15 protein-coding genes and 1 tRNA gene are annotated in these 19,621 nt (G+C 58.7%); 12 read left to right on the top strand and 4 right to left on the bottom strand.

The features are described from left to right. Nucleotides 1-174: 174 nt before the first annotated feature. The 4 genes from BN5935_RS05495 to BN5935_RS05480 all read right to left on the bottom strand — a co-directional run bounded on the left by BN5935_RS05495 (nucleotide 175) and on the right by BN5935_RS05480 (nucleotide 4,087). Nucleotides 175-864: an SIMPL domain-containing protein gene (locus BN5935_RS05495; protein WP_064975233.1), complete on the bottom strand. Its 690-nt coding sequence runs from the start codon at nucleotides 862-864 to the stop codon at nucleotides 175-177. A 74-nt stretch (nucleotides 865-938) separates the two neighbouring features. After that, nucleotides 939-1,328, bottom strand: coding sequence for a VOC family protein (locus BN5935_RS05490; protein WP_064975232.1), 390 nt, complete (start codon nucleotides 1,326-1,328; stop codon nucleotides 939-941). Further along, nucleotides 1,325-2,734 carry a 23S rRNA (uracil(1939)-C(5))-methyltransferase RlmD gene (gene rlmD / locus BN5935_RS05485; RefSeq protein ID WP_064976849.1) on the bottom strand — a complete coding sequence of 470 codons (1,410 nt, stop codon included), beginning with the start codon at nucleotides 2,732-2,734 and terminating at the stop codon, nucleotides 1,325-1,327. Before rlmD ends, BN5935_RS05490 begins: the two co-directional genes overlap by 4 nt. 219 nt (nucleotides 2,735-2,953) lie before the next feature. After that, nucleotides 2,954-4,087, bottom strand: coding sequence for a hypothetical protein (locus tag BN5935_RS05480; RefSeq protein WP_064975231.1), 1,134 nt, complete (start codon nucleotides 4,085-4,087; stop codon nucleotides 2,954-2,956). 147 nt (nucleotides 4,088-4,234) lie between these two features. Between BN5935_RS05480 and BN5935_RS05475 the strand changes: the two genes are divergently transcribed. The 12 genes from BN5935_RS05475 to BN5935_RS05420 all read left to right on the top strand — a co-directional run bounded on the left by BN5935_RS05475 (nucleotide 4,235) and on the right by BN5935_RS05420 (nucleotide 19,618). After that, on the top strand, nucleotides 4,235-4,903 hold the full coding sequence (locus BN5935_RS05475; RefSeq protein ID WP_064975230.1) for an MBL fold metallo-hydrolase: 669 nt from the start codon (nucleotides 4,235-4,237) through the stop codon (nucleotides 4,901-4,903). Continuing rightward, entirely contained in the window at nucleotides 4,903-5,634 is a 732-nt protein-coding gene (locus BN5935_RS05470) for an FkbM family methyltransferase (RefSeq protein WP_064975229.1), read from the top strand. The genes BN5935_RS05475 and BN5935_RS05470 overlap by 1 nt, the downstream gene beginning before the upstream one ends. Next, nucleotides 5,624-6,301, top strand: a complete 678-nt coding sequence (gene trmD / locus BN5935_RS05465; protein WP_064975228.1) for a tRNA (guanosine(37)-N1)-methyltransferase TrmD — start codon at nucleotides 5,624-5,626, stop codon at nucleotides 6,299-6,301. The genes BN5935_RS05470 and trmD overlap by 11 nt, the downstream gene beginning before the upstream one ends. A 4-nt stretch (nucleotides 6,302-6,305) precedes the next feature. Further along, the gene (gene lpxB / locus BN5935_RS05460; RefSeq protein WP_064975227.1) at nucleotides 6,306-7,472 is read left to right on the top strand and encodes a lipid-A-disaccharide synthase; all 1,167 of its coding nucleotides are present in this window, start codon (nucleotides 6,306-6,308) and stop codon (nucleotides 7,470-7,472) included. Further along, entirely contained in the window at nucleotides 7,469-8,104 is a 636-nt protein-coding gene (locus BN5935_RS05455; RefSeq protein ID WP_064975226.1) for a fumarylacetoacetate hydrolase family protein, read from the top strand. The genes lpxB and BN5935_RS05455 overlap by 4 nt, the downstream gene beginning before the upstream one ends. A gap of 3 nt (nucleotides 8,105-8,107) precedes the next feature. Further along, nucleotides 8,108-8,704: a Maf family nucleotide pyrophosphatase gene (locus BN5935_RS05450; protein ID WP_064975225.1), complete on the top strand. Its 597-nt coding sequence runs from the start codon at nucleotides 8,108-8,110 to the stop codon at nucleotides 8,702-8,704. Further along, nucleotides 8,701-10,680, top strand: a complete 1,980-nt coding sequence (locus tag BN5935_RS05445) for a S46 family peptidase (protein WP_064975224.1) — start codon at nucleotides 8,701-8,703, stop codon at nucleotides 10,678-10,680. Before BN5935_RS05450 ends, BN5935_RS05445 begins: the two co-directional genes overlap by 4 nt. 134 nt (nucleotides 10,681-10,814) lie before the next feature. Next, a tRNA-Leu gene (locus BN5935_RS05440) sits at nucleotides 10,815-10,903 on the top strand. A 323-nt stretch (nucleotides 10,904-11,226) separates the two neighbouring features. After that, nucleotides 11,227-13,905, top strand: a complete 2,679-nt coding sequence (locus tag BN5935_RS05435; RefSeq protein WP_064975223.1) for a zinc-dependent metalloprotease — start codon at nucleotides 11,227-11,229, stop codon at nucleotides 13,903-13,905. Nucleotides 13,906-13,932: 27 nt separating this feature from the next. Next, nucleotides 13,933-17,244, top strand: a complete 3,312-nt coding sequence (locus BN5935_RS05430) for a SusC/RagA family TonB-linked outer membrane protein (RefSeq protein ID WP_235821026.1) — start codon at nucleotides 13,933-13,935, stop codon at nucleotides 17,242-17,244. Between the two features lie 12 nt (nucleotides 17,245-17,256). Further along, entirely contained in the window at nucleotides 17,257-18,696 is a 1,440-nt protein-coding gene (locus BN5935_RS05425; protein WP_064975222.1) for a RagB/SusD family nutrient uptake outer membrane protein, read from the top strand. A 16-nt stretch (nucleotides 18,697-18,712) separates the two neighbouring features. Next, nucleotides 18,713-19,618 carry a DUF4843 domain-containing protein gene (locus BN5935_RS05420; protein WP_064975221.1) on the top strand — a complete coding sequence of 302 codons (906 nt, stop codon included), beginning with the start codon at nucleotides 18,713-18,715 and terminating at the stop codon, nucleotides 19,616-19,618. Nucleotides 19,619-19,621: the final 3 nt, after the last annotated feature.

The following is a 19,621-nucleotide window of genomic DNA, read 5'->3' as shown; positions in this document are numbered from 1 at the left end:
CTTCCGCAAGTAAATTTTCCCGACCCCTGTATTCAAAGCCAGTGTCGTTCGGCAGGGTAAAATGCGGATACAGAAAGAAGCGTCCATACACGAACAGAGCCGTAACTTTTTCAGTTACAGCTCTGCCGAAAAATGAATGGAGGGTGTCCGAATACGGCCCGTTCGCCCTGCCGTCTATTCGAGGACAAACTTCGCCTGCACGCCGTACTGCAACTTGATGGTCTTGAAATCGAGCGGCTCCTCCTCGGCGGCAGCCCCGGCGGCATCGAAAGCCTTGGCGCTGCGCATGACGGCCATGTTGTTGTAGAAAACGGGCATCACGTCGTTGTTCGAATCGTAGATGTAGAAGCATTTGCCGATCTTCTGCCCGATGGCTTCGGCCAGCGTCGAGGCGTTCTGCTTGGCGTTCCGCATCGCCTCGATGCGCACCTCGGCCTTATACTGCTCGATCTGCGTATGCGACACCTTCAGGATCGAGACGTTCGAAATGCCCAGTCCGTCGAGCGCCTGCCACACCTTGCCCACTTCGGCCGACGAGCCCAACTGCAACTGGTATTTGGCCGTAGCCACCGAGGTGTTCTTCTTGAAGAACTCGCTCGACAGGTTGGCCACCTTGAGCTGCTTTTCGACGTTGACGCCCAGCCGCTTCAGCGCCGCGATCATGTCGCGCTGCTGGCTCTCGACCGAGATCTTGCCTTTCGAATCGCGCTCGTTGATGACGATCTGGAGGTAGAACTCGTCGGGCGTGATCTCCTTCTCGGCACGTCCGTTGACCTGAATGTAGCTGGGGAATGCCTCCTGAACCTGAGCTGCTGCGGGGAGGGTCAGAAGCACGACCGCCGCCATTAAAATAAATCGTTTCATAATTTTCCTTTTTAGGGTTGTCCTTTGCAAATAAAACGCCGGAAACCGAAAATACTGCATCCCCCGGTCGGGAATCATTCGCTGAACGAACCTATTTCGACGAGATTGCCCTCGGGATCGGCCACATAGCAGGTGCGCTGACCCCAAGGCTCGGTGGTAGGCTCCATAATAGGCTCCGCGCCTTTCGAAACGACCTCGCGGAAAGCCGCATCGACCGCCGCATAGTTTTCGACGCTCAGGGCGATCTCGTAATGCCCGTTCACGCCTCCGGCATAACCGAACCGCCGGCCGGTCATCCGTTCGAAATCCGCCCTCCGGTAGAGCAGGAACAGCGTCCCGTCCTTTTCCAGATAGACGTTCGTGGCGTTCTCTCCCTCGCGGATCGCAAATCCCAGCACATCGCGGTAGAAGCGGATCATCGTCGGCATATCCTCGACGAATATCCCGAAACCGTCCAGTCTCATCGCCGCACGAGTTTCACGACATTTTCCACATGGTGCGTGTGGGGGAACATATCGACGGGCTGCACGGCCTCGACGCGGTATTCGGCGTCGAGCAGCGCCAGATCACGGGCCTGCGTGGCGGGGTTGCAGCTCACATAGACGATCCGTCGGGGCGCGGCGCGCAGGATGACGCCGATCACCGGTTCGTCGACGCCCGCACGCGGCGGGTCGAGGATGACCACGTCGGGACGGCCGTTCGCGGCGACGAACGCATCGTCGAGCACCGCCTTCATGTCGCCGGCGTAGAACCGCGTGTTGCCGATGCCGTTGAGTTCGGAGTTGATTTCGGCGTCGGCAATGGCCTCGGGGACATACTCGATGCCCACCACCCGGTCGCAGCGCGCGGCGCAGAAGTTGGCAATGGTGCCCGTGCCGGTGTAGAGGTCGTAGAGCACGTCGCCGGGTTTGAGGTCCGCGAAATCGCGGGCTACCTTGTAGAGTTCGTAGGCCTGCGCGGAGTTGGTCTGGTAGAACGACTTGGGTCCCACCTTGAAGCGCAGCCCCTCCATCTCCTCGATGATGTGGTCCTTGCCGCGGTAGCAGACCGGGTCGAGGTCGCCCACCGAATCGTTGAACTTCGTATTGACTATATAGAATAACGAGGTAATTTCCGGGAACGTCGCCGACAGATGGTCCAGCAGAGCCGTGATCCGGGGCCGGTCGTCGCTGTTGAAGACCACGATCACCATCACCTCGCCGGTCGAGGCCGTGCGGACGATCATGTTGCGCATCAGCCCTTCGTGCGAACGGGCGTTGTGGAACGTGTAACCGTTCTCGATGCAGAAGCGCCGGGCCTCGGTGCGGATGCCGTTCGACGGGTCGGGCTGCAGCCAGCATTTGTCGATGTCCAGCACCTTGTCGAACATCGAGGGGATATGAAATCCCACGGCGGGGGCATCGCCGATGTCGCCTGCCGATTCGATCTCCTCGCGCGTCAGCCAGCGGCGGTCGGCGAAGGTGAATTCGAGTTTGTTGCGGTAGAACTGCGTCTGCACGGAGCCCAAACAGGGTGCGATTTCGGGCAGTTCGATCTTGCCGATGCGCGTGAGCTGGTCGCGGACCTGCTCGGTCTTGAAGCGCAACTGCTCGTCGTAGGGCAGGTTCTGCCACTTGCAGCCGCCGCAGATGCCGAAATGTTCGCAGAACGGCTCCGAGCGCAGCGGCGATTTTTTGACATAGCTGACCACGAAGCCCTCCATGAAGCGGCGGCGCTTGGAGCGGATCTGCACGTCGACCACGTCGCCCGGCACGGTCATCGGCACGAAGACCACCACATCGTTCCAGCGCCCCATGGCCTTGCCCTCGGCCGCGAGCGTCGTTATTTCAAGCCCCTCGATAAGGGGATAATTCGCTTTTTTCCTTGCCATTCTTGCCATAAATTCGAGTTTGGGATACAAAGGTACGAAAAAGCCGGATGGGTTCAAACCCGAATTGCGAGCGGTGCGGCAAAACGTTCCGACTACTAAAAATGTCGTTACGACACCAAAGGTACGAAAAAGCCGGATGGGTTCAAACCCGAATTACGAGCGGCGCGGCAAAACGTTCCGACTGCTAAAAGTGTCGTTACGACACCAAAGGTAAAAAAATCAGTTGTTTCCCGCCTTCTTCGCTTTCGCCCGCTGGCGCACGCCGCCCAGCCAGAATCCCAGCGCGAAAGGTCCGCCGATGAGCACCACGAGCGCCAGCACCAGATAGAGCAGAATCTCTCCGATGAGCCCCGGCACTGCGTCGAGCACCGTCCGCACCAGATCGTCGCCCGTCTCGCGCAACTGCCCGACAAGGGCTTCGCGCTCGCGGGAGACATATTGCTGCAACTCGTCGCGCTGGCGGTCGAAGTCGGCGAAAGCGTTGTCGACCGAGGCGTTCATCGTCCCCATCAGCAGCGTGACCTGCCGGTTCAGCTCCTCCAGCATCTTGTCCGTGATCTCGGGCAGGTGCTCGGCGACGACGACGATGCGGTTGAAACTGCGTTCGAGCGAGTCCAACTGAGCCCCGACCTGCAGGCGCAGGCTGTCCTGCTCCAAACGCATCTCGAAAATATCCTTCGACCAGCCGATGCTGTTCGACATCTGCTGGGTCTGCCCGCTCAGGCGGTCGTTGACGTCGGCCAGCACCTCGGCGATCGACCCCGTGGCATAGGCGTGTTCCACGCCGTTGTCCCGGAGGTATTCGAGCCATGCGAGGGTCGTATTATCGATCTCGTCGCCCTCCGAAGCGGGATTTTCCCGGATATAGTCGTCGACGAATGCAGCCATCAGGTCGTAACGGTCTGCCGGAAGCACCTGCCGGACCAGCCGCCCGGCCCGGCGGTCGAGCCGCCGCGCGGCGTCGCGGGCGATGCCGCTCTGAGGACCGAACAGCAGCGAATCGGGAGCCGCGGAGAAGGCCCCGTTCATGCGGCGGCACAGGATCCACATGTCGGCCAAAGCCACGTCGGGAATGCCCTGCATCGCGGCGTTCACCCCGGCGCGCGTGGCGCGTATCTTCCACCGCACGGCGGCCATCCGCGTGTTCACGTCGGGCGACAGCGACACGATCGAATCGGCCGCCCGGGCCACCTCGCCCGCCATGTCGTAATAAAAGCCGCGCGTCATGGTCCGCACGTTCATCTCCTCTTTCGACAGGGGGTCGCCCGTGGCCACGGCCACTTTCAGCAGCGAACACCCCGTGAGCGACACCGCGGCGAAAAGCGCGGCGGCCAGTTTCATCCATCCGTTCATACGATTCCGTTTACCTTTCCGGCACGCAATTATCCTTCCAATCCCGCAACGACGCAACGTGCGGTAGCTTTCGGGTCATAAAGATAGGTAAAATCCGGCAAAAGCACTATCTTTGCGAAACAGACTGCACTAAAACAGCCGTAAATTATGAAAATAGCCTGCCTGCAATTCAATCCCATACAGGAAAACACCTACGTCGTCTGGGACGACACGAACGAATGCGTCGTGATCGACGCCGGGAACAGCAATCCCCGCGAAGACGCCGCGCTGGACAACTTCATCGCCGAACATGGGCTCAAACCCGTCATGGCGGTCAACACCCACGGTCATTTCGACCACACGCTCGGCGTCGAACACCTCAAACAGCGTTACGATATTCCCTTCGCCCTCTCATCGAAAGACCAATTCCTGCTGGACAACGCCGCGACGAGCGGCTCGGTCTTCGGGGTGAAGATCGGTGCAATGCCCGCGGCGGATATCGACCTCGACACGCTCTCCGAGGTCCGCTTCGGGGAGACCGCGCTGCGCGTAATCCGCACCCCGGGCCACACCCCGGGCCATGTGGCGCTGTACGAACCCGTATCGAAATCGCTCTTCACGGGCGACACGCTCTTTCGCGAATCGATCGGCCGCACCGACCTGCCGGGCGGCGACTACTCGTGGATCATGCGCTCGATCCTCGACTCCCTGATTCCGCTGGGCGAGGAGGTTCACGTCTACCCCGGCCACGGACCCGAGTCGACGATCGGCCACGAGATGCTCTACAACCCCTTCATCGTCGAGGTGCTGAACGAGGAGGTGAACTACAGGAACTGATGAAGACCCTGATCCACAAAATACTCTACCGGACCCTGCCGCTCGAAGGCTATCTGCGGGCCGTGAGCGGCTTGTTCTTTCTTTGGCAGCGGCTCGGCATCGGGCGCCATGACCCGGCCACGGAGTATGTCTACCACCTGCCGGAACTGGTCCGTGCGGGCGATACGGCCATCGACATCGGCGCCAACCTCGGCTACTACGCCCGCACGATCTCGCGGCTGGCGGGTCCCGCGGGAAAGGTCTATGCCGTGGAGCCCGTGGCCCCGATCCGCAAGGTCCTGAGCCGCAACCTCCGCCGCTGCGGAAACACCGAAATAGTCCCCTATGCCCTCGGGACCGAGAACAAGCCGATCACGATGGCCAACGACTCGGCCAGCGAGACAGGTTACTTCGGCACGGGGCAGAACTTCGTCAACGACGGCGGCGGAAAGGCCGCCGTGGAGTTCACGGCCCAGATGCGCCGCGGCAGCGAACTGTTCGGCAAGCTGGAGCGCATCGACTTCATCAAATGCGACATCGAGGGTTACGAGGTGGTGGCGATGACCGAGATGCGGCCGCTGCTCGAAAAATTCCGCCCCACGGTGCTGATCGAGACCGGCGGCGCGAACCGTCCGCAGATCGTCGCGCTTTTCCGGGGGCTGGGCTACACGGGCTACACGCTCGAACGCGGGCAGGAGGTGCCCCTGACGGAAAATTCCACGAAAGACATTATTTTCAGATATGCGCATTGACATTTTGACGGTCGTCCCCGAACTTTTGACCTCGCCGCTCCACGAATCCATCCTGAAGCGGGCGCAGGAGAAGGGCCTCGTGGAGATCGTCGTACACAACCTGCACGACTACGCCCACGACCGCCGCAAGACCACCGACGACTATCCGTTCGGCGGCGAGGCGGGCATGGTCATGAAGTGCGAACCGGTGTTCGAACTGGTCGAGAAACTCCAGAGCGAGAGGCACTACGACGAGATCATCTACACCTCTCCCGACGGTAATCAATACAACCAGCACGAGGCCAACCGGTTATCGACGCTCGAAAACATCATCATCCTCTGCGGCCACTACAAGGGCATCGACCACCGCATCCGCGAGCACCTCGTCACGCGCGAGATCTCGATCGGCGACTATGTGCTGACGGGCGGCGAGCTGGCGGCCTGCATCATCGCCGACTCGGTCGTAAGAATCATCCCCGGGGCCATCGGCGACGAGGCGTCGGCCCTCACGGACTCGTTTCAGGACAACCTGCTGGCGCCCCCGGTCTACACGCGGCCCGCGGAGTTCCGCGGCTGGCGGGTTCCCGACGTGCTGCTGTCGGGGAATTTCGCCGAAATCGAAAAGTGGCAGGACGAACAGGCCTACGAGCGCACGAAGCGTCTGCGGCCGGATTTATTAAAAGAATAAAGCCATGCGTTACTACCTCATCGCCGGGGAGCCCTCGGGCGACCTGCACGGCGCGAACCTGATAAAAGGGCTGCTGAAAGCCGACCCCGAGGCGGAATTCCGCTTCTGGGGCGGAGACCTCATGGCGGCCGCGGGAGGCCGGGACAACCTGCGGAAGCACTACAACGAAACGTCGTTCTTCGGCATCGTGCAGGTCGTGAAAAACCTCGGGACGATCCGGCGGCAGATGCGGGAGTGCCAGTCCGACGTGGCGGAGTTCGCCCCCGACGTGCTGATTCTGGTGGACTACCCCGGCTTCAACATGAAGATGGCCCGCTGGGCCAAAGAGCACGGTATCCGCACGTTCTACTACATCGCCCCGAAGGTCTGGGCGTGGCGCGAATGGCGGGTGAAGGCGATCCGCAAGTATGTCGACCGGCTCTTCATCATCTTCCCCTTCGAGCGCACCTATTTTCCGAAGCACGGCATCGAACCCGTTTTCGAAGGCAATCCGCTGGTCGACGCCATCGAGTCCCGCCGGGCATCGCTCCCGACGCCCGACGAGTTCCGCCGCCGGAACGGACTGGACGAGCGCCCGATCATCGCCCTGCTGGCCGGCAGCCGCCGGGGTGAAATCCGCGCGAACCTGCCGCTGATGGCCCTGCTGTCGAAGCGGTTCCCGGAGCACCAGTTCGTGGTGGCGGGCGTGGCGTGGATCGACAGGGCGCTTTACGAGCAGCATATGGCCGGCAGCGACATCCGCTATGTCTGCGACCAGACCTACGAAACGCTGGCGGCGGCCGAAGCGGCCGTGGTGACGTCGGGCACGGCGACGCTCGAAACGGCCCTGCTGGGGATTCCCGAGGCGGTCGTCTACCGCACGGTGTGGTGGCAGGTGTGGCTGCGCCCCTATGTGCTGAAGGTGCCGTGGGTGTCGCTGGTGAACCTCAACCTCGGGCGCGAGTGCGTGGCCGAGCTCATCCAGTCGGACCTCTCGGTCGAGCGCGCCGAGCAGGAACTGCGGGCGATCGTCGCAGGAGGCGCGAAACGCGAGAAGATGCTCGCCGATTTCGACTGCCTGCGCACCGTCATCGGCGGTCCCGGCGCCAGCGACCGCTTCGCGGCGCGGATGGTCGGGGAGTTGGAGGGCAAGGCAGGGCGAAAGGTGCCCTATAAAATCGAAAAGAGATGAAGATTATCTGCATAGGCCGCAACTACGCCGAACACGCGGCGGAACTGCACGAACAACTGAATGACAGCGGGAAACTTCCCGAAGAACCGATGTTCTTCATGAAGCCCGACACGGCGCTGCTGCGCAACAACGACCCGTTCTATGTTCCGTCGTTCTCGCAGGAGGTGCATTACGAATGCGAACTGGTCGTGCGGATCAACCGCGTGGGCAAAGCCATTTCGGAGCGGTTCGCACACCGTTATTACGACGAGGTGGGACTGGGCATCGACTTCACGGCCCGCGACCTCCAGCGGCGGGCCATTGCCGAAGGGCTTCCGTGGGAGAGCTGCAAGGCTTTCGACCGTTCGGCGGCCATTTCGCCGGCGTTCGTGCCGCTCGCGGAGTTGGGCGGCGACGTGCAGCGGCTGCATTTCACGCTCGACGTGAACGGGGAGCGCCGACAGACGGGCGACACGTCGGAAATGCTCTTCACGGTCGACCGGATCATCGCCTCGGTGTCGCGGTACGTCACCCTGCGCATGGGTGACCTGCTCTACACGGGAACGCCCGCGGGCGTGGGGCCCGTGAAGCCCGGCGACAACCTGCGCGCAACGCTCGAGGGACGCGAACTTTTGAATTTCGACATACGATAAACCATGCTGCTCAACGACAAACTCAAACCCTACCGCCTGCTGCTGGCGTCGCAGTCGCCCCGGAGACGGGAACTGATGACGGGCTGCGGGCTTCCCTACGAACCGGCCCCGAAATACGACTGCGAGGAGATTTACCCCGCCGACCTGCCGGCCGAGGAGGTGCCGCTGTACCTCTCGCAGCTCAAGAGCCGCGCCTATCCCGGGCCGTTGGCGCCGGACGAGATCCTGCTGACCGCCGACACGGTGGTGGTGCTCGACGGCGAGGTCCTCGGCAAACCCTGCGGACGCGAGGAGGCCGTCGGGATGCTCGGGCGGCTGTCGGGACGCCGTCACACGGTGGTCTCGGGCGTCACGCTGCGCACGGCGGAGCGGATGCACAGCTTCGAAGCGCGGACCAGCGTATGGTTCCGCACACTCTCCGCCGAAGAGATCGAACACTACGTCGACACCTGTCGCCCGTTCGACAAGGCGGGTTCCTACGGCATTCAGGAATGGATCGGCTACGCCGCCATCGAACGCATCGAAGGCTCGTTCTACAACGTCATGGGCCTCCCCATCCAGAAAGTATATGTTGAATTAGATAAATTTTTAGACCGATGAAACGAACCCTGCTGACCCTGCTGACAGCTCTCTTTATTCTGCCTGCGCTGGCCGACGAGGGCATGTGGCTCCCGAGCCTGATCTCCTCGCGCATCGACGACATGCGCGCCAAGGGATTCCGGCTCACCGCCGAAGACATTTATTCCGTCAACCAAGCCTCGATGAAGGACGCCGTGGTGCTGTTCAACGGCGGCTGCACGGGCGAACTGATCTCGCCCGAAGGCCTGCTGCTGACCAACCACCACTGCGGCTACGACGCCATCCAGCGCCACTCGACCGTCGAGCACGACTACCTCACCAATGGGTTCTGGGCCCTGTCGCGCGCCGAGGAGCTGCCCAACGAGAAACTCTGGGTCCGCTTTCTCGTCCGGATGGAGGAGGTGACCGACCGCATCGCCGCGGGAGAGACCGCCGGGGAGATCGTCCGCAAGGCCGAGGCCGAGGGGCCGAACTACAAGGCCGCCGTCGAGCAGATGTACTACGGCAACCAGCAGTTCCTGTTCGTCTACGAGCAGTTCGACGACGTGCGTCTGGTGGCCGCACCGCCCTCGTCGATCGGCAAGTTCGGCGGCGACACCGACAACTGGATATGGCCCCGCCACACGGGCGACTTCTCGATGTTCCGCGTTTATGCCTCGAAGGATAACAAGCCCGCGGCCTATTCGCCCGAGAACGTCCCCTACCGTCCCAAAAAGCACTTTACCATCTCGACGAAAGGCGTGAAGGAGGGCGATTTCACGATGATCTACGGATTCCCGGGCAACACGCAGGAGTACATTCTTTCAGACGCCGTGGCCTACATCGCCGAGCGTTCCGACCCGGCGAAAATCGCCGTCCGCACGGGCCGTCTCGACATCATCTCCAAGGCGCAGGAGTCCGATCCCGCGCTGCGCATCTTCTATGCCGCCCGGCACGCCTCGATCGCCAACGCATGGAAGAAGTGGCAGGGGGAAGTATTGGGCATCGAACGCCGCGGCACCGTGGCCTCGAAGCGCGCCTATGAGGAGGCGTTCGACGCATGGGCGCAGGACAAACCCCGATACCGCGACGTCGTGGCGCAGCTCAAAGCCGAATACGCCCGCATCGCAGACCCCTATTTCGCCCGTGAGATCACGCTCGAAACGCTCAACGCCCTGCCGGCGAGATACTCCGCCAAGGAGCGCGCCGAGGCGGTCTTCGCCCGCCGCGAGACGACCGAACGCGCCCTTTACAGCCTGCAATTCGGAGAGTATGCCCGCCGCTGTCCGGCGCAATACCAAATTCCGGAATTCCTCGACGGCGTAGCCCGGTACGGCTCGCCCGAGGCCTTTGCCGAGGAGATTTTCACGCAGGTCTGGAACGAGGGCGACACCACGGCGGCGGCAGCCCTGCGCGCAGGAACGAAGCGCATGCTCGGCCATATCACATGGCTCGCGGGCACCAAGTCGCTGCGCAACCTCAACAGCAAGCGGCTCAACGAGCTCTACACCACTTATATCAAAGGTCTGCGCGAATGGGACGCCGAACGGGCTTTCTATCCCGACGCCAACCTCACGCTCCGCGTGGCTTACGGCTCGGTGGCCGGGTATGAATATGCCGACGGCGAGTACCACAAGCCGCAGACGACCCTCGACGGCATCATCGCCAAGGACAACCCCGAGATTTACGATTACGACATTCCGCAGTCGCTGCGCGATCGCTACGCTTCGAAGGAGTACGGCCGCTGGGCGGCGACGATCGACGGACACAGGACCGTGCCGGTCTGCTTTCTGGCCACGAACCACACCACGGGCGGCAATTCCGGATCGCCGGTGCTGAACGCCTCGGGCGAACTGGTCGGCATCAACTTCGACCGGACATGGCGTTCGACGATGAGCGACGTGGCGTTCGACCCCACGATCTGCCGCAACATCGCCGTAGACATCCGCTATGTGCTGTTCGTCGTGGACCGCATCGGCGGCGCGGGTTACCTGCTCAAGGAGATGAAACTCAAATAAAGAGCGGCCCGGAGGCCGCACAGGAAGTCCTGCACGGCCCTTTGGCGAATTTTGACGTTTTTCGCGTAAAAATTTTGCGAATCGCAAAATAGTATCTATATTTGCACTCCCGAAAGTTGATTCGGGAGTGTAATGCCCAGGTGGTGAAATTGGTAGACACGCTACTTTGAGGGGGTAGTGAACAATTACGTTCGTGCAAGTTCGAGTCTTGTCCTGGGCACCAAAAAAGGGCGACTGATTTATAATCGGTCGCTCTTTTTTCATTTTCCTTCCTCCACAAACGGGCTCCCTTCTCCCATCTGAAACCGTATATATTCACCGGGGCTCGAGATAAATCGGAATGCTTCGGACGCCAGATTCCGATTTTAAGGTTTTTAAACGGATTCAGTTACAATCAACCCGTCATCCAATTTGTTTGGTTTCAAATTAAAAGCAGGCCCGAAATTGACCGGCTGTTTAAAGCAAATTCCATTCCAAAAACACTATATTTGTGACGTATCAAAATATTCATTTCACTCATTTTTTCACATTTTTTAAATTATCAACATGCGAAAACTTTTACTACTAACGGCCATCCTGTGCCTGTCATTATCGCAGACGCCGGCAGACGCCATGGCGGCCTCCAAATCCCGGAAAAAGGCCAAGACCGAAAAGACGGACACCGTGGCAAAGAAAAAGGTCTCCAAGTACGACAAGACCTTCGTGAAGGACAAAAGCAATGTGACGGCCCGGGCCGAAGGCGGGTTCATGACCCTGCACAAGTCCAAGGGCAAACTCTACATCGAACTGCCCGTGAAGAACATGGGCCGCGAAATGCTGATCGCATCGACGATCTCGGAAGCCAGCGACCCCGACCTTGGATCGATCGGCTACAAGCCCCAACCTCCGATGCATGTACGGTTCAACCTGATCGACAGCACGGTCTACATGAGCGAGGTCAGCGTGCTGCCCGACTTCGACAAGTCGAACGAGCAGATGGCCCACGCCGTCAAGCTCAGCTCGATGGACCCGATCCTGAACGCATACAAGATCGTCTGCTTCAACAACGATTCGACGGCGGTGGTCTTCGATGCATCCAACCTCTTCACGTCGAATTATGAGCCGCTGGCGCCGATCAAAAGCGGCTCGATGGGCGGCATCAACATCACGGCGTCGTTCAACAGCAGCGGCACCGCCCTCAGGGAAATCAAAGCCTTCAAGGACAACGTCAGCATCAAATCCATGCTCTCCTACACGGTATCGGCCAACCTGATGCAGTTGGTACTGCTGAAGAAGAACGACCCGTTCACGGTGGGCGTGACGCGCAGCATCATGATGCTCCCCGAAAAGAAGATGCGTCCGCGCGTGGCCGACTCCCGTGTCGGAATCTTTCTCTCCGGCCGCACCGACCTCAACCCCGACGCCGACCAGATCGCCCGCTACTCGGTGATCCACCGTTGGAACATCCAGCCTTCGGATTCGGCAGCTTGGGCCCGCGGCGAACTGGTAGAACCCGTGAAACCGATCGTCTTCTACCTCGACGACGCATTCCCCGCCCTGTGGCGCGAACCGGCCAAAGAAGGCATCGAACGCTGGAACAAGGCCTTTGAAAAAATCGGCTTCAAGAATGTCGTGCAGGTCCGCGATTTCCCGAAGAACGACCCCGAATTCGATCCGGACAACCTGAAATACTCGTGTATCCGCTTCGTCCCGGCACAGATCTCCAATGCGATGGGGCCCTCGTGGGTCGATCCCTCGTCGGGCGAGATTATCAACGCTTCGATCATCGTATACAACGACATTATCAAGCTGATCAACAACTGGCGTTTCTGCCAGACCGCACAGATCGATCCCCGCGTACGCTCGAAGCGGATGCCCGACGACGTCGTCCGCGAATCGGTCGCTTACGTCCTCGCACACGAAGCAGGTCACTGTCTGGGCTTCATGCACAACATGGCGGCTTCAGCGGCATACCCCGTCGACTCGCTCCGCAGCGCAACCTTCACACAGAAGAACGGCACAACACCCTCCATCATGGACTATGCCCGTTTCAACTACGTCGCACAACCCGGGGACAAGGGTGTAAAACTGACGCCTCCCGATCTGGGTGTCTACGACGATTTCCTCGTTCAGTACGCCTACAAGCCCATCGATGCCAAGGATGCCAAAGAAGAGGCCAAGACCCTTGAGAAGTGGGTCGACGAGAAGGCCGGCGATCCCCGGTTCCGCTACGGCCGCCAGCAGGTGATCCAGCGTTACGATCCGAGCGCCATCGAGGAAGACCTCGGCGACGATCCGATCAAAGCCGCCGAATACGGCACGAAGAACCTGAAATACATCCTGACCCATTTCAACGAGTGGATGCCCGATGCAACGGACCCCGACGCCACGCTGCGCACCGCCCGTTACGAAGAGCTGGCCAAGCAGTACAACCGCTATATCCGCGCCGTGATGCTCAACATCGGCGGCATTTACCTGTCCGAGGTAAAGGCGGGCACCCCCGGCAAGAACGTGGTTCCCGTAGACAAGAAGCGTCAGCATGCCGCCCTGCAATGGGTATTGAAGCAGCTCAAGGAGTGCGACTGGATCGCCGACCGCGACCTGACCGACCGGTTCTCGCTGCGTGTCGAGCTTCCGCCGATCTTCCAGTATTACACGGCTCTGGAATTCTACGACACCTACAAGAACGTGATCCTCTCGTCGCATGTAGCCAAATCACCCAAGGATGCCTACACAATCCGGAACTGGGCCGACGACATGTACGAAGGAATCTGGGAAAGCGCAATTAAGCGCCGTCAGCCGACCGCCGGAGACCGTATCATGCAAAACCTTTATGCCAGTTTCCTGACCTCGGCCGTTACGAAGAAGACCTCGCTTACCAAGGTCAGCACGGGCAGTTTCACCGGTGACAATGCGTTTATGCCTTCGGTCGACGATATCGTGGCATTCGGGCTGGACGAAAGCGGAGTCATCGCCAAGAACGTCGACCTGCTGCGCAACCTCGAGGTCGAAAACGGACACGGATATGTAGCCTCCCAAGTGCTGACCGACTTCGGCAAACCCGGCTACGGCTGGCAGTACCGCGTCAACCTGCGATCGATCGATGAGTCGAAAACCGTTTTCTACGGAGAGACCCAGCGGATCGCGCGCCTGCTCAAGGCCTGCATTCCCGCCTCGACAGGTGATGCACGCACCCACTATCAGGCGATTCTCTATCAACTGGAAACAGCACTGAAAAAGGATTAATTCATCATCTGCCACAACCCGCAAATCATGAAAACCAACATATGTACGGCATTTAACGCATTGCTCGTGCTCCTGCTCTGCATGACTGTTCCGAGCATGGGGGGGGGAAATGCGTATGCCCAAAGTAAAATATCCGGCGGTGAGCAGCTTCAAAAGCGCGTCTCGCTGCAGGTTACCAATGCTCCGGTATCCAAAGTCTTCGCACAAATAGAGGCCAAAAGCGGAGTTCACATCATCTTCAACGCATCCGAAGTCGACAAATTGCCGCCTGTAACCCGGTCATTCAACAACATGACCATCTCTCGGGTTCTGGATGTCTGTCTGGCCAACAGCAATCTCTCTTATTCCGTCGTCAACAAGAACATCGTCATCCGCGCCGAAGGCAAGAGCCTCGAACGCATCACCGTATTCGGAACGATCCTCGACGAAAACAACCTGCCGCTGCCGGGCGCCAACGTCGTGCTTAAAGGCACGAACATAGGTGTATCGACCGACACGAAAGGCAACTACTCCATCTCTTTCGGACGCCGTCCCGGTAAGGAGAACGTGCTGCTATACTCGTTCATCGGCATGAAACCGGAGGAGAGGAGCGTCAACGGCTCGAGCAACCTGAACGTCACGCTGAAAAACGACTCCGAGATCGAAGAGGTCGTCGTCAACGGTTTCTACACCCAGTCCAAAAGCACCTTCACCGGCGCCTCGACCACCATCAAGGGAGAAGAGCTGATCGCACTCTCGCCGACGAACCTCATCGCCGGCATCGCCGCCGTGACTCCGGGCATGGTTATGGTCGAGAACAACGCTCAGGGCTCCAACCCCAATGCCATCCCGTCGCTGCTGATCCGCGGCGCCAACTCACTGATCACCAACGAAAGCGAAGAAGGTGTCAACAACCCGCTGATCGTCCTCGACGGCGTGGAGATCTCGATGGAGGAGCTTTACGACCTCGACCTGTTCGACATCGAACGCGTCGACGTCCTGAAAGATGCTTCGGCCACGATCCTCTACGGTGAGAAGGGCGCAAACGGCGTGATCGTCGTCGAGCGCAAACGCATCGAGGGGAACAAGGTCCGGCTGAGCTACAACTTCGTCCCGAAATTCAGCATCCCCGACCTTTCGTCGTTCAACCTGACCAATGCGGCGCAGAAACTCGCCCTCGAGGAACTGGCCGAGCTTTACAAAACGTCCGACGGGTCGATGGACAAAGCCTACGACTACAAGCTGCAGAACGTTCGCCGCGGCGTGAACACCGACTGGATCCACGCCCCGCTGCGCGTTCCGTTCAGCCATACGCACTCGCTGGCTCTGAGCGCCCGCGGCCAGAACGTGGATTATCGGGCGACCGCCAGTTTCTCGGACGACTACGGCGTAATGAAAGGCGACAACCGCCGCAAATACGGGCTGGGATTCCACATCGGCTACCACCTGCGTGACAAACTGACGATCGCCTTCAAGACGAACTTCTCGCTGACCGATTCGGAGAACTCGCCTTACGGCACATTCTCCGATTATGTCGCCCTGAATCCCTATGAACCGATCCGCGACGAAAACGGCGAATACATCCGCAACTACTATTTCAATCCTTACGACACCTCGTCGAGCAAGATGGCCAACCCGCTTTACGACGCCACGCTCTCGAGTTTCTCCAAGGCACGCACGCAGGCAATGACCAATTCGCTGACAGCGCGGTGGAACATCACCAAGTATTTCTATGTGACCGGACAGGGCAGCATCTCGATCAACTCCGGATCGAACGATATATACACCTCGCCGGATGCCGCAAAGTACTCAGATATAAAAGACATTTCGCAAAAGGGCGAATACGCATATTCGAACCGCAACGGAAACACCTTCAGCGGCAAGCTCGTGCTCAACTACGGCAAGCCCATCGGCAAGGGCGGTTCAATGTTCCGCGTCAGCGGCGGTTCGAACATGCAGTACACCCGAAGCACCTCGGCACGGGCCGTCGGCATCGGATTCCTCAAGGACGAGCTGAGCGACATCTCCTTCGCCATGGGTTATCCCAAGAGCGGACATCCCAGCGGTACCGACCGTATCGCGACCGAAGTCGGATTCTTCATCAACGGCAACTTCAGTTTGCTGAACCGTTACTTCGTCGATGCCTCCTACCGCAGTTCGGGGTCCTCGCGCTTCGGTTCCGACAACAGCTTCGCGCCTTTCTGGGCGGCGGGCATCGGATGGAACATCCACAATGAAAACTTCGCCAAGGACATTCCGTGGCTGAATACGCTGACACTCAAATACAGCGTCGGCTACAACGGCAGCGTGTCGTTCGACTATTACCAAGCGAAAACCATCTATTCCTACAAATCCGACTACCAGTATTACACCGGCATCGGAGCGGTTCCCGTCACCATGGGCAATCCGGCGCTGAAATGGCAGAAGAAACTCAACAACAACGTGGGCATCACGGCGGCGATGTTCGACAATCGGCTGAACCTGTCATTCGACTACTATTCGAACACGACCTACAACCTGCTGATGCCGATCAATCTCCCGCCCTCGGTGGGCGTTTCCTCGATGAACGTCAACTTCGGAAAGATCAACAACCGGGGATTCGACTTCGCGATCTCGGGTCAGATTTTCCGGACAAAAGACTGGTACTGGAGCATGACCGTCACGGGCGGTCACGTCATGGACCGCATCCGGGACATCTCGACGGTTCTGAAAAACACTTCGGTCGGCGACAGCAACGACGCTGTGAAGCCGAAACTGCTCTTTACCGAAGGCGGTTCGCAATTCGACATCTATGCGGTCCGGTCCGCCGGCATCGACCCGGCAACCGGACAGGAGATCTTCATCAAGAAAAACGGGGAATACACCTATAAGTATCAGGGTGACGACCGCGTCGCCGTAGGCAACACGAATCCGATCCTCACCGGCTCATGGATGAATACGGTCCGTTACAAGGGTATTTCGCTCTCGATCAGCACGACCTACTCCTTCGGCAGCGACTTTTACAACACAACGCTCCAGAGCAAGGTCGAGAACATCGACCCCTACAAGAATGTCGATGCACGGGCCTATACCGACCGTTGGAAAAAACCGGGCGACCTCGTGCGTTATCTGGCCATCAACACCAAAAACGAGATGGTCAATTCGGAACGTTTCGTGGAGCGGAAAAACGAACTGTACATCTCGAACATCCAGTTGACGTATGAGTTTCAGGCCAAGTTCCTCAGCCGGATCGGTCTGAAGCGGCTCTGCGTGGGTATCGGCATGTCCGATATCGGGTATATTTCGTCGGTGAAATACGAACGCGGCACCTCCTATCCCTACTGCCGGTCGATCAACCTTATCTTCCGTCCCACCTTCTAATACGACGCTGCTATGAAAACATTGAAATACTACATTTTATGCGCGCTGGCACTCCCGCTGCTCGGCTGCTCCGATTTTCTGGACGTCAACCCCAAAGGCGAAGTCTTCGACAAGGACATGTTCGAATCGGCCGAAGGATATGAGGACGCCCTTTACGGCATCTATGCGGAACTGGGCTCCCAACAGTACCTGTACAGCGACTATATGTTCTGGATTCCCGAGGTGTTGAGCATCAACGTGACCCTGTCCGACAACGCGATGAGCAACATGGCCATCGGCGAATGGTCGAAGAGCACCGCCTCAAGCCTCCGCAATGACGTTTGGAAGACGGTTTACAAGACCATTAACCATATCAACAACATCGTTTCGCACATCGAAAAGGGCGGCGACCACGAGTTTCCCCATACTCCCCTTTACAAAGGTGAAGCATTAGCCTTGCGTGCGCTGCTGCATTTCGACATGCTGCGCATGTACGGTGCCCCTATCTGGGCCGATGAGGCTTCGAAAGCCCGTGCCATCCCTTACGTTTCGAAGTATTCGTTCGACATCACGAAGTTCAGTTCGCTCGACGAAGCCTATGAAAAGATTATCGCCGACCTGAAAGAGGCTGAAAAATGCCTTGCCGAAGATGAAACGCTCGTAGAAACGGTCCGCACGAACGCCTCCAACGGCGGGTTCACCTCGTGCCGCATCATCCATATGAACCTCTATGCCGTGCAGGCCCTGCTGGCCCGCGTCTACTGGTCAAAAAACGATATGGCCAATGCCGCCATTTACGCAAAAAAGGTGATCGACAGCGGCAAGTTCGGATTCCGCCCGACTACAGCGTTCAACCAGCCGGACAACGGAACATTGGACCTTGACGAAACCATCTTCGGCATCTATTCCACGAAGTCACAGAAAGAGAATGCCAATAAGTACCAACTCAGCGGCGGATCAGCGGCCAGTTCCTTTACGCTGGCCACCGACTACCGGTCGCTCTATCTCGACGGCTCGTCCTCGTCCCAGACCGACTACCGTCTGGCTGCATGGTTCGACGAAGGTTCGAATACGCTGCGCCGTCTGGTTAGCCCTACTTATTACACCAGCGACGAGCCTTCGTATTCGGGAAAATCCATTCTGGGCATCAACATGATCCGGATTCCCGAAATGTATTACATCATGGCCGAGGCCCTGCTCGAAAGCGACCCGGACACGGCGACTGACTATTTCGATGACGTCATCAAAACGCGCGGGCTGGACGCCTTGGGCGATCAGGGACGCACCGTAACGGCCGACGCCCTCTACATCGAGCGCCGCAAGGAGTTCTACGGCGAGGGACAGCAATGGTTCAACATGAAGAGGCTGGGCAAGGATATCGTGGCGACATCTACGATAACGCTCTCCGGGTCGGATGTCAACACCTATAAAATCCCGCTTCCGAAAGACGAAGAGGATAACCGCGAAGAATAACTTCAAAACAAAATCCATGAAAACACACATATCGTTACGCGTCGCTGCCGCAACAGCGCTGATCCTGACGCTGGCGGGCTGCAAGGACACTTGGCTGATGTATGACACCTCCCAGAAAGACCATCTCTATTTCGAGGTCACTTCAGCCCTGCCTCAGGTCTCCTTTTCACTGATCGAAGACCAACAGATAGAGTACAACGTCGCTGTCAAAATGATGGGCATGCCCGTCGACTACGACCGTACATTCTCAATCGAATACATCGACGCCGATCCGGATGAAACGATTACCGTCGGCACAGAAAAGATTCCGGTCATCACGGCACGGTCCGGCACGGACTTCGAGATCGGCGCATTGACCCTGCCCGCCGGTGCAGTCGAGACATCGATTCCCCTGACGCTCCACCGGCAGGAGGTCATGAAGACCAAATATGCCTGTATCCGGTTCCGGATCGTCGAGGACGACGAGTTCCTGCCGCTGGCAGCAGATTCCACCGTCGTGAAGAAGATCAAAACCCCGCTGTTCAACCTGTATGTCAACGACGGTGATCCCACTTGTCCCGACTGGTGGGATGCTTCTGCCACCGGTTACGATCTTTTCGGATGGACACTCTATTTAGGCAGATTTTATCCGGAGAAGTTCCGCAAAATGCTCGATCTTTACCATCAGGTCGAAACGAAAAATCCCGTGTTTTATCAAGAATGCGTCGACCGCTACGGCGAGAACCTCGACAAGGAAGGAATTGCGAAGAATTTCATCCAACTGGAAAATCCGACCGTATGGGCATCCTATGTACTGATTCCGCTGTGCGAATATTACAAAACATATTATGCCGAGCATCCGGACGATCCCAACTACGAGGAAATCAAATCGTCCGGTTCGTCCGGCACATATTGGAAAGACCCGATCGCATTATTGAGATAACGG

This window comes from Alistipes provencensis (assembly GCF_900083545.1).
Taxonomy (GTDB): domain Bacteria; phylum Bacteroidota; class Bacteroidia; order Bacteroidales; family Rikenellaceae; genus Alistipes; species Alistipes provencensis.
This window is presented reverse-complemented; position numbering and strand designations above follow the sequence as displayed.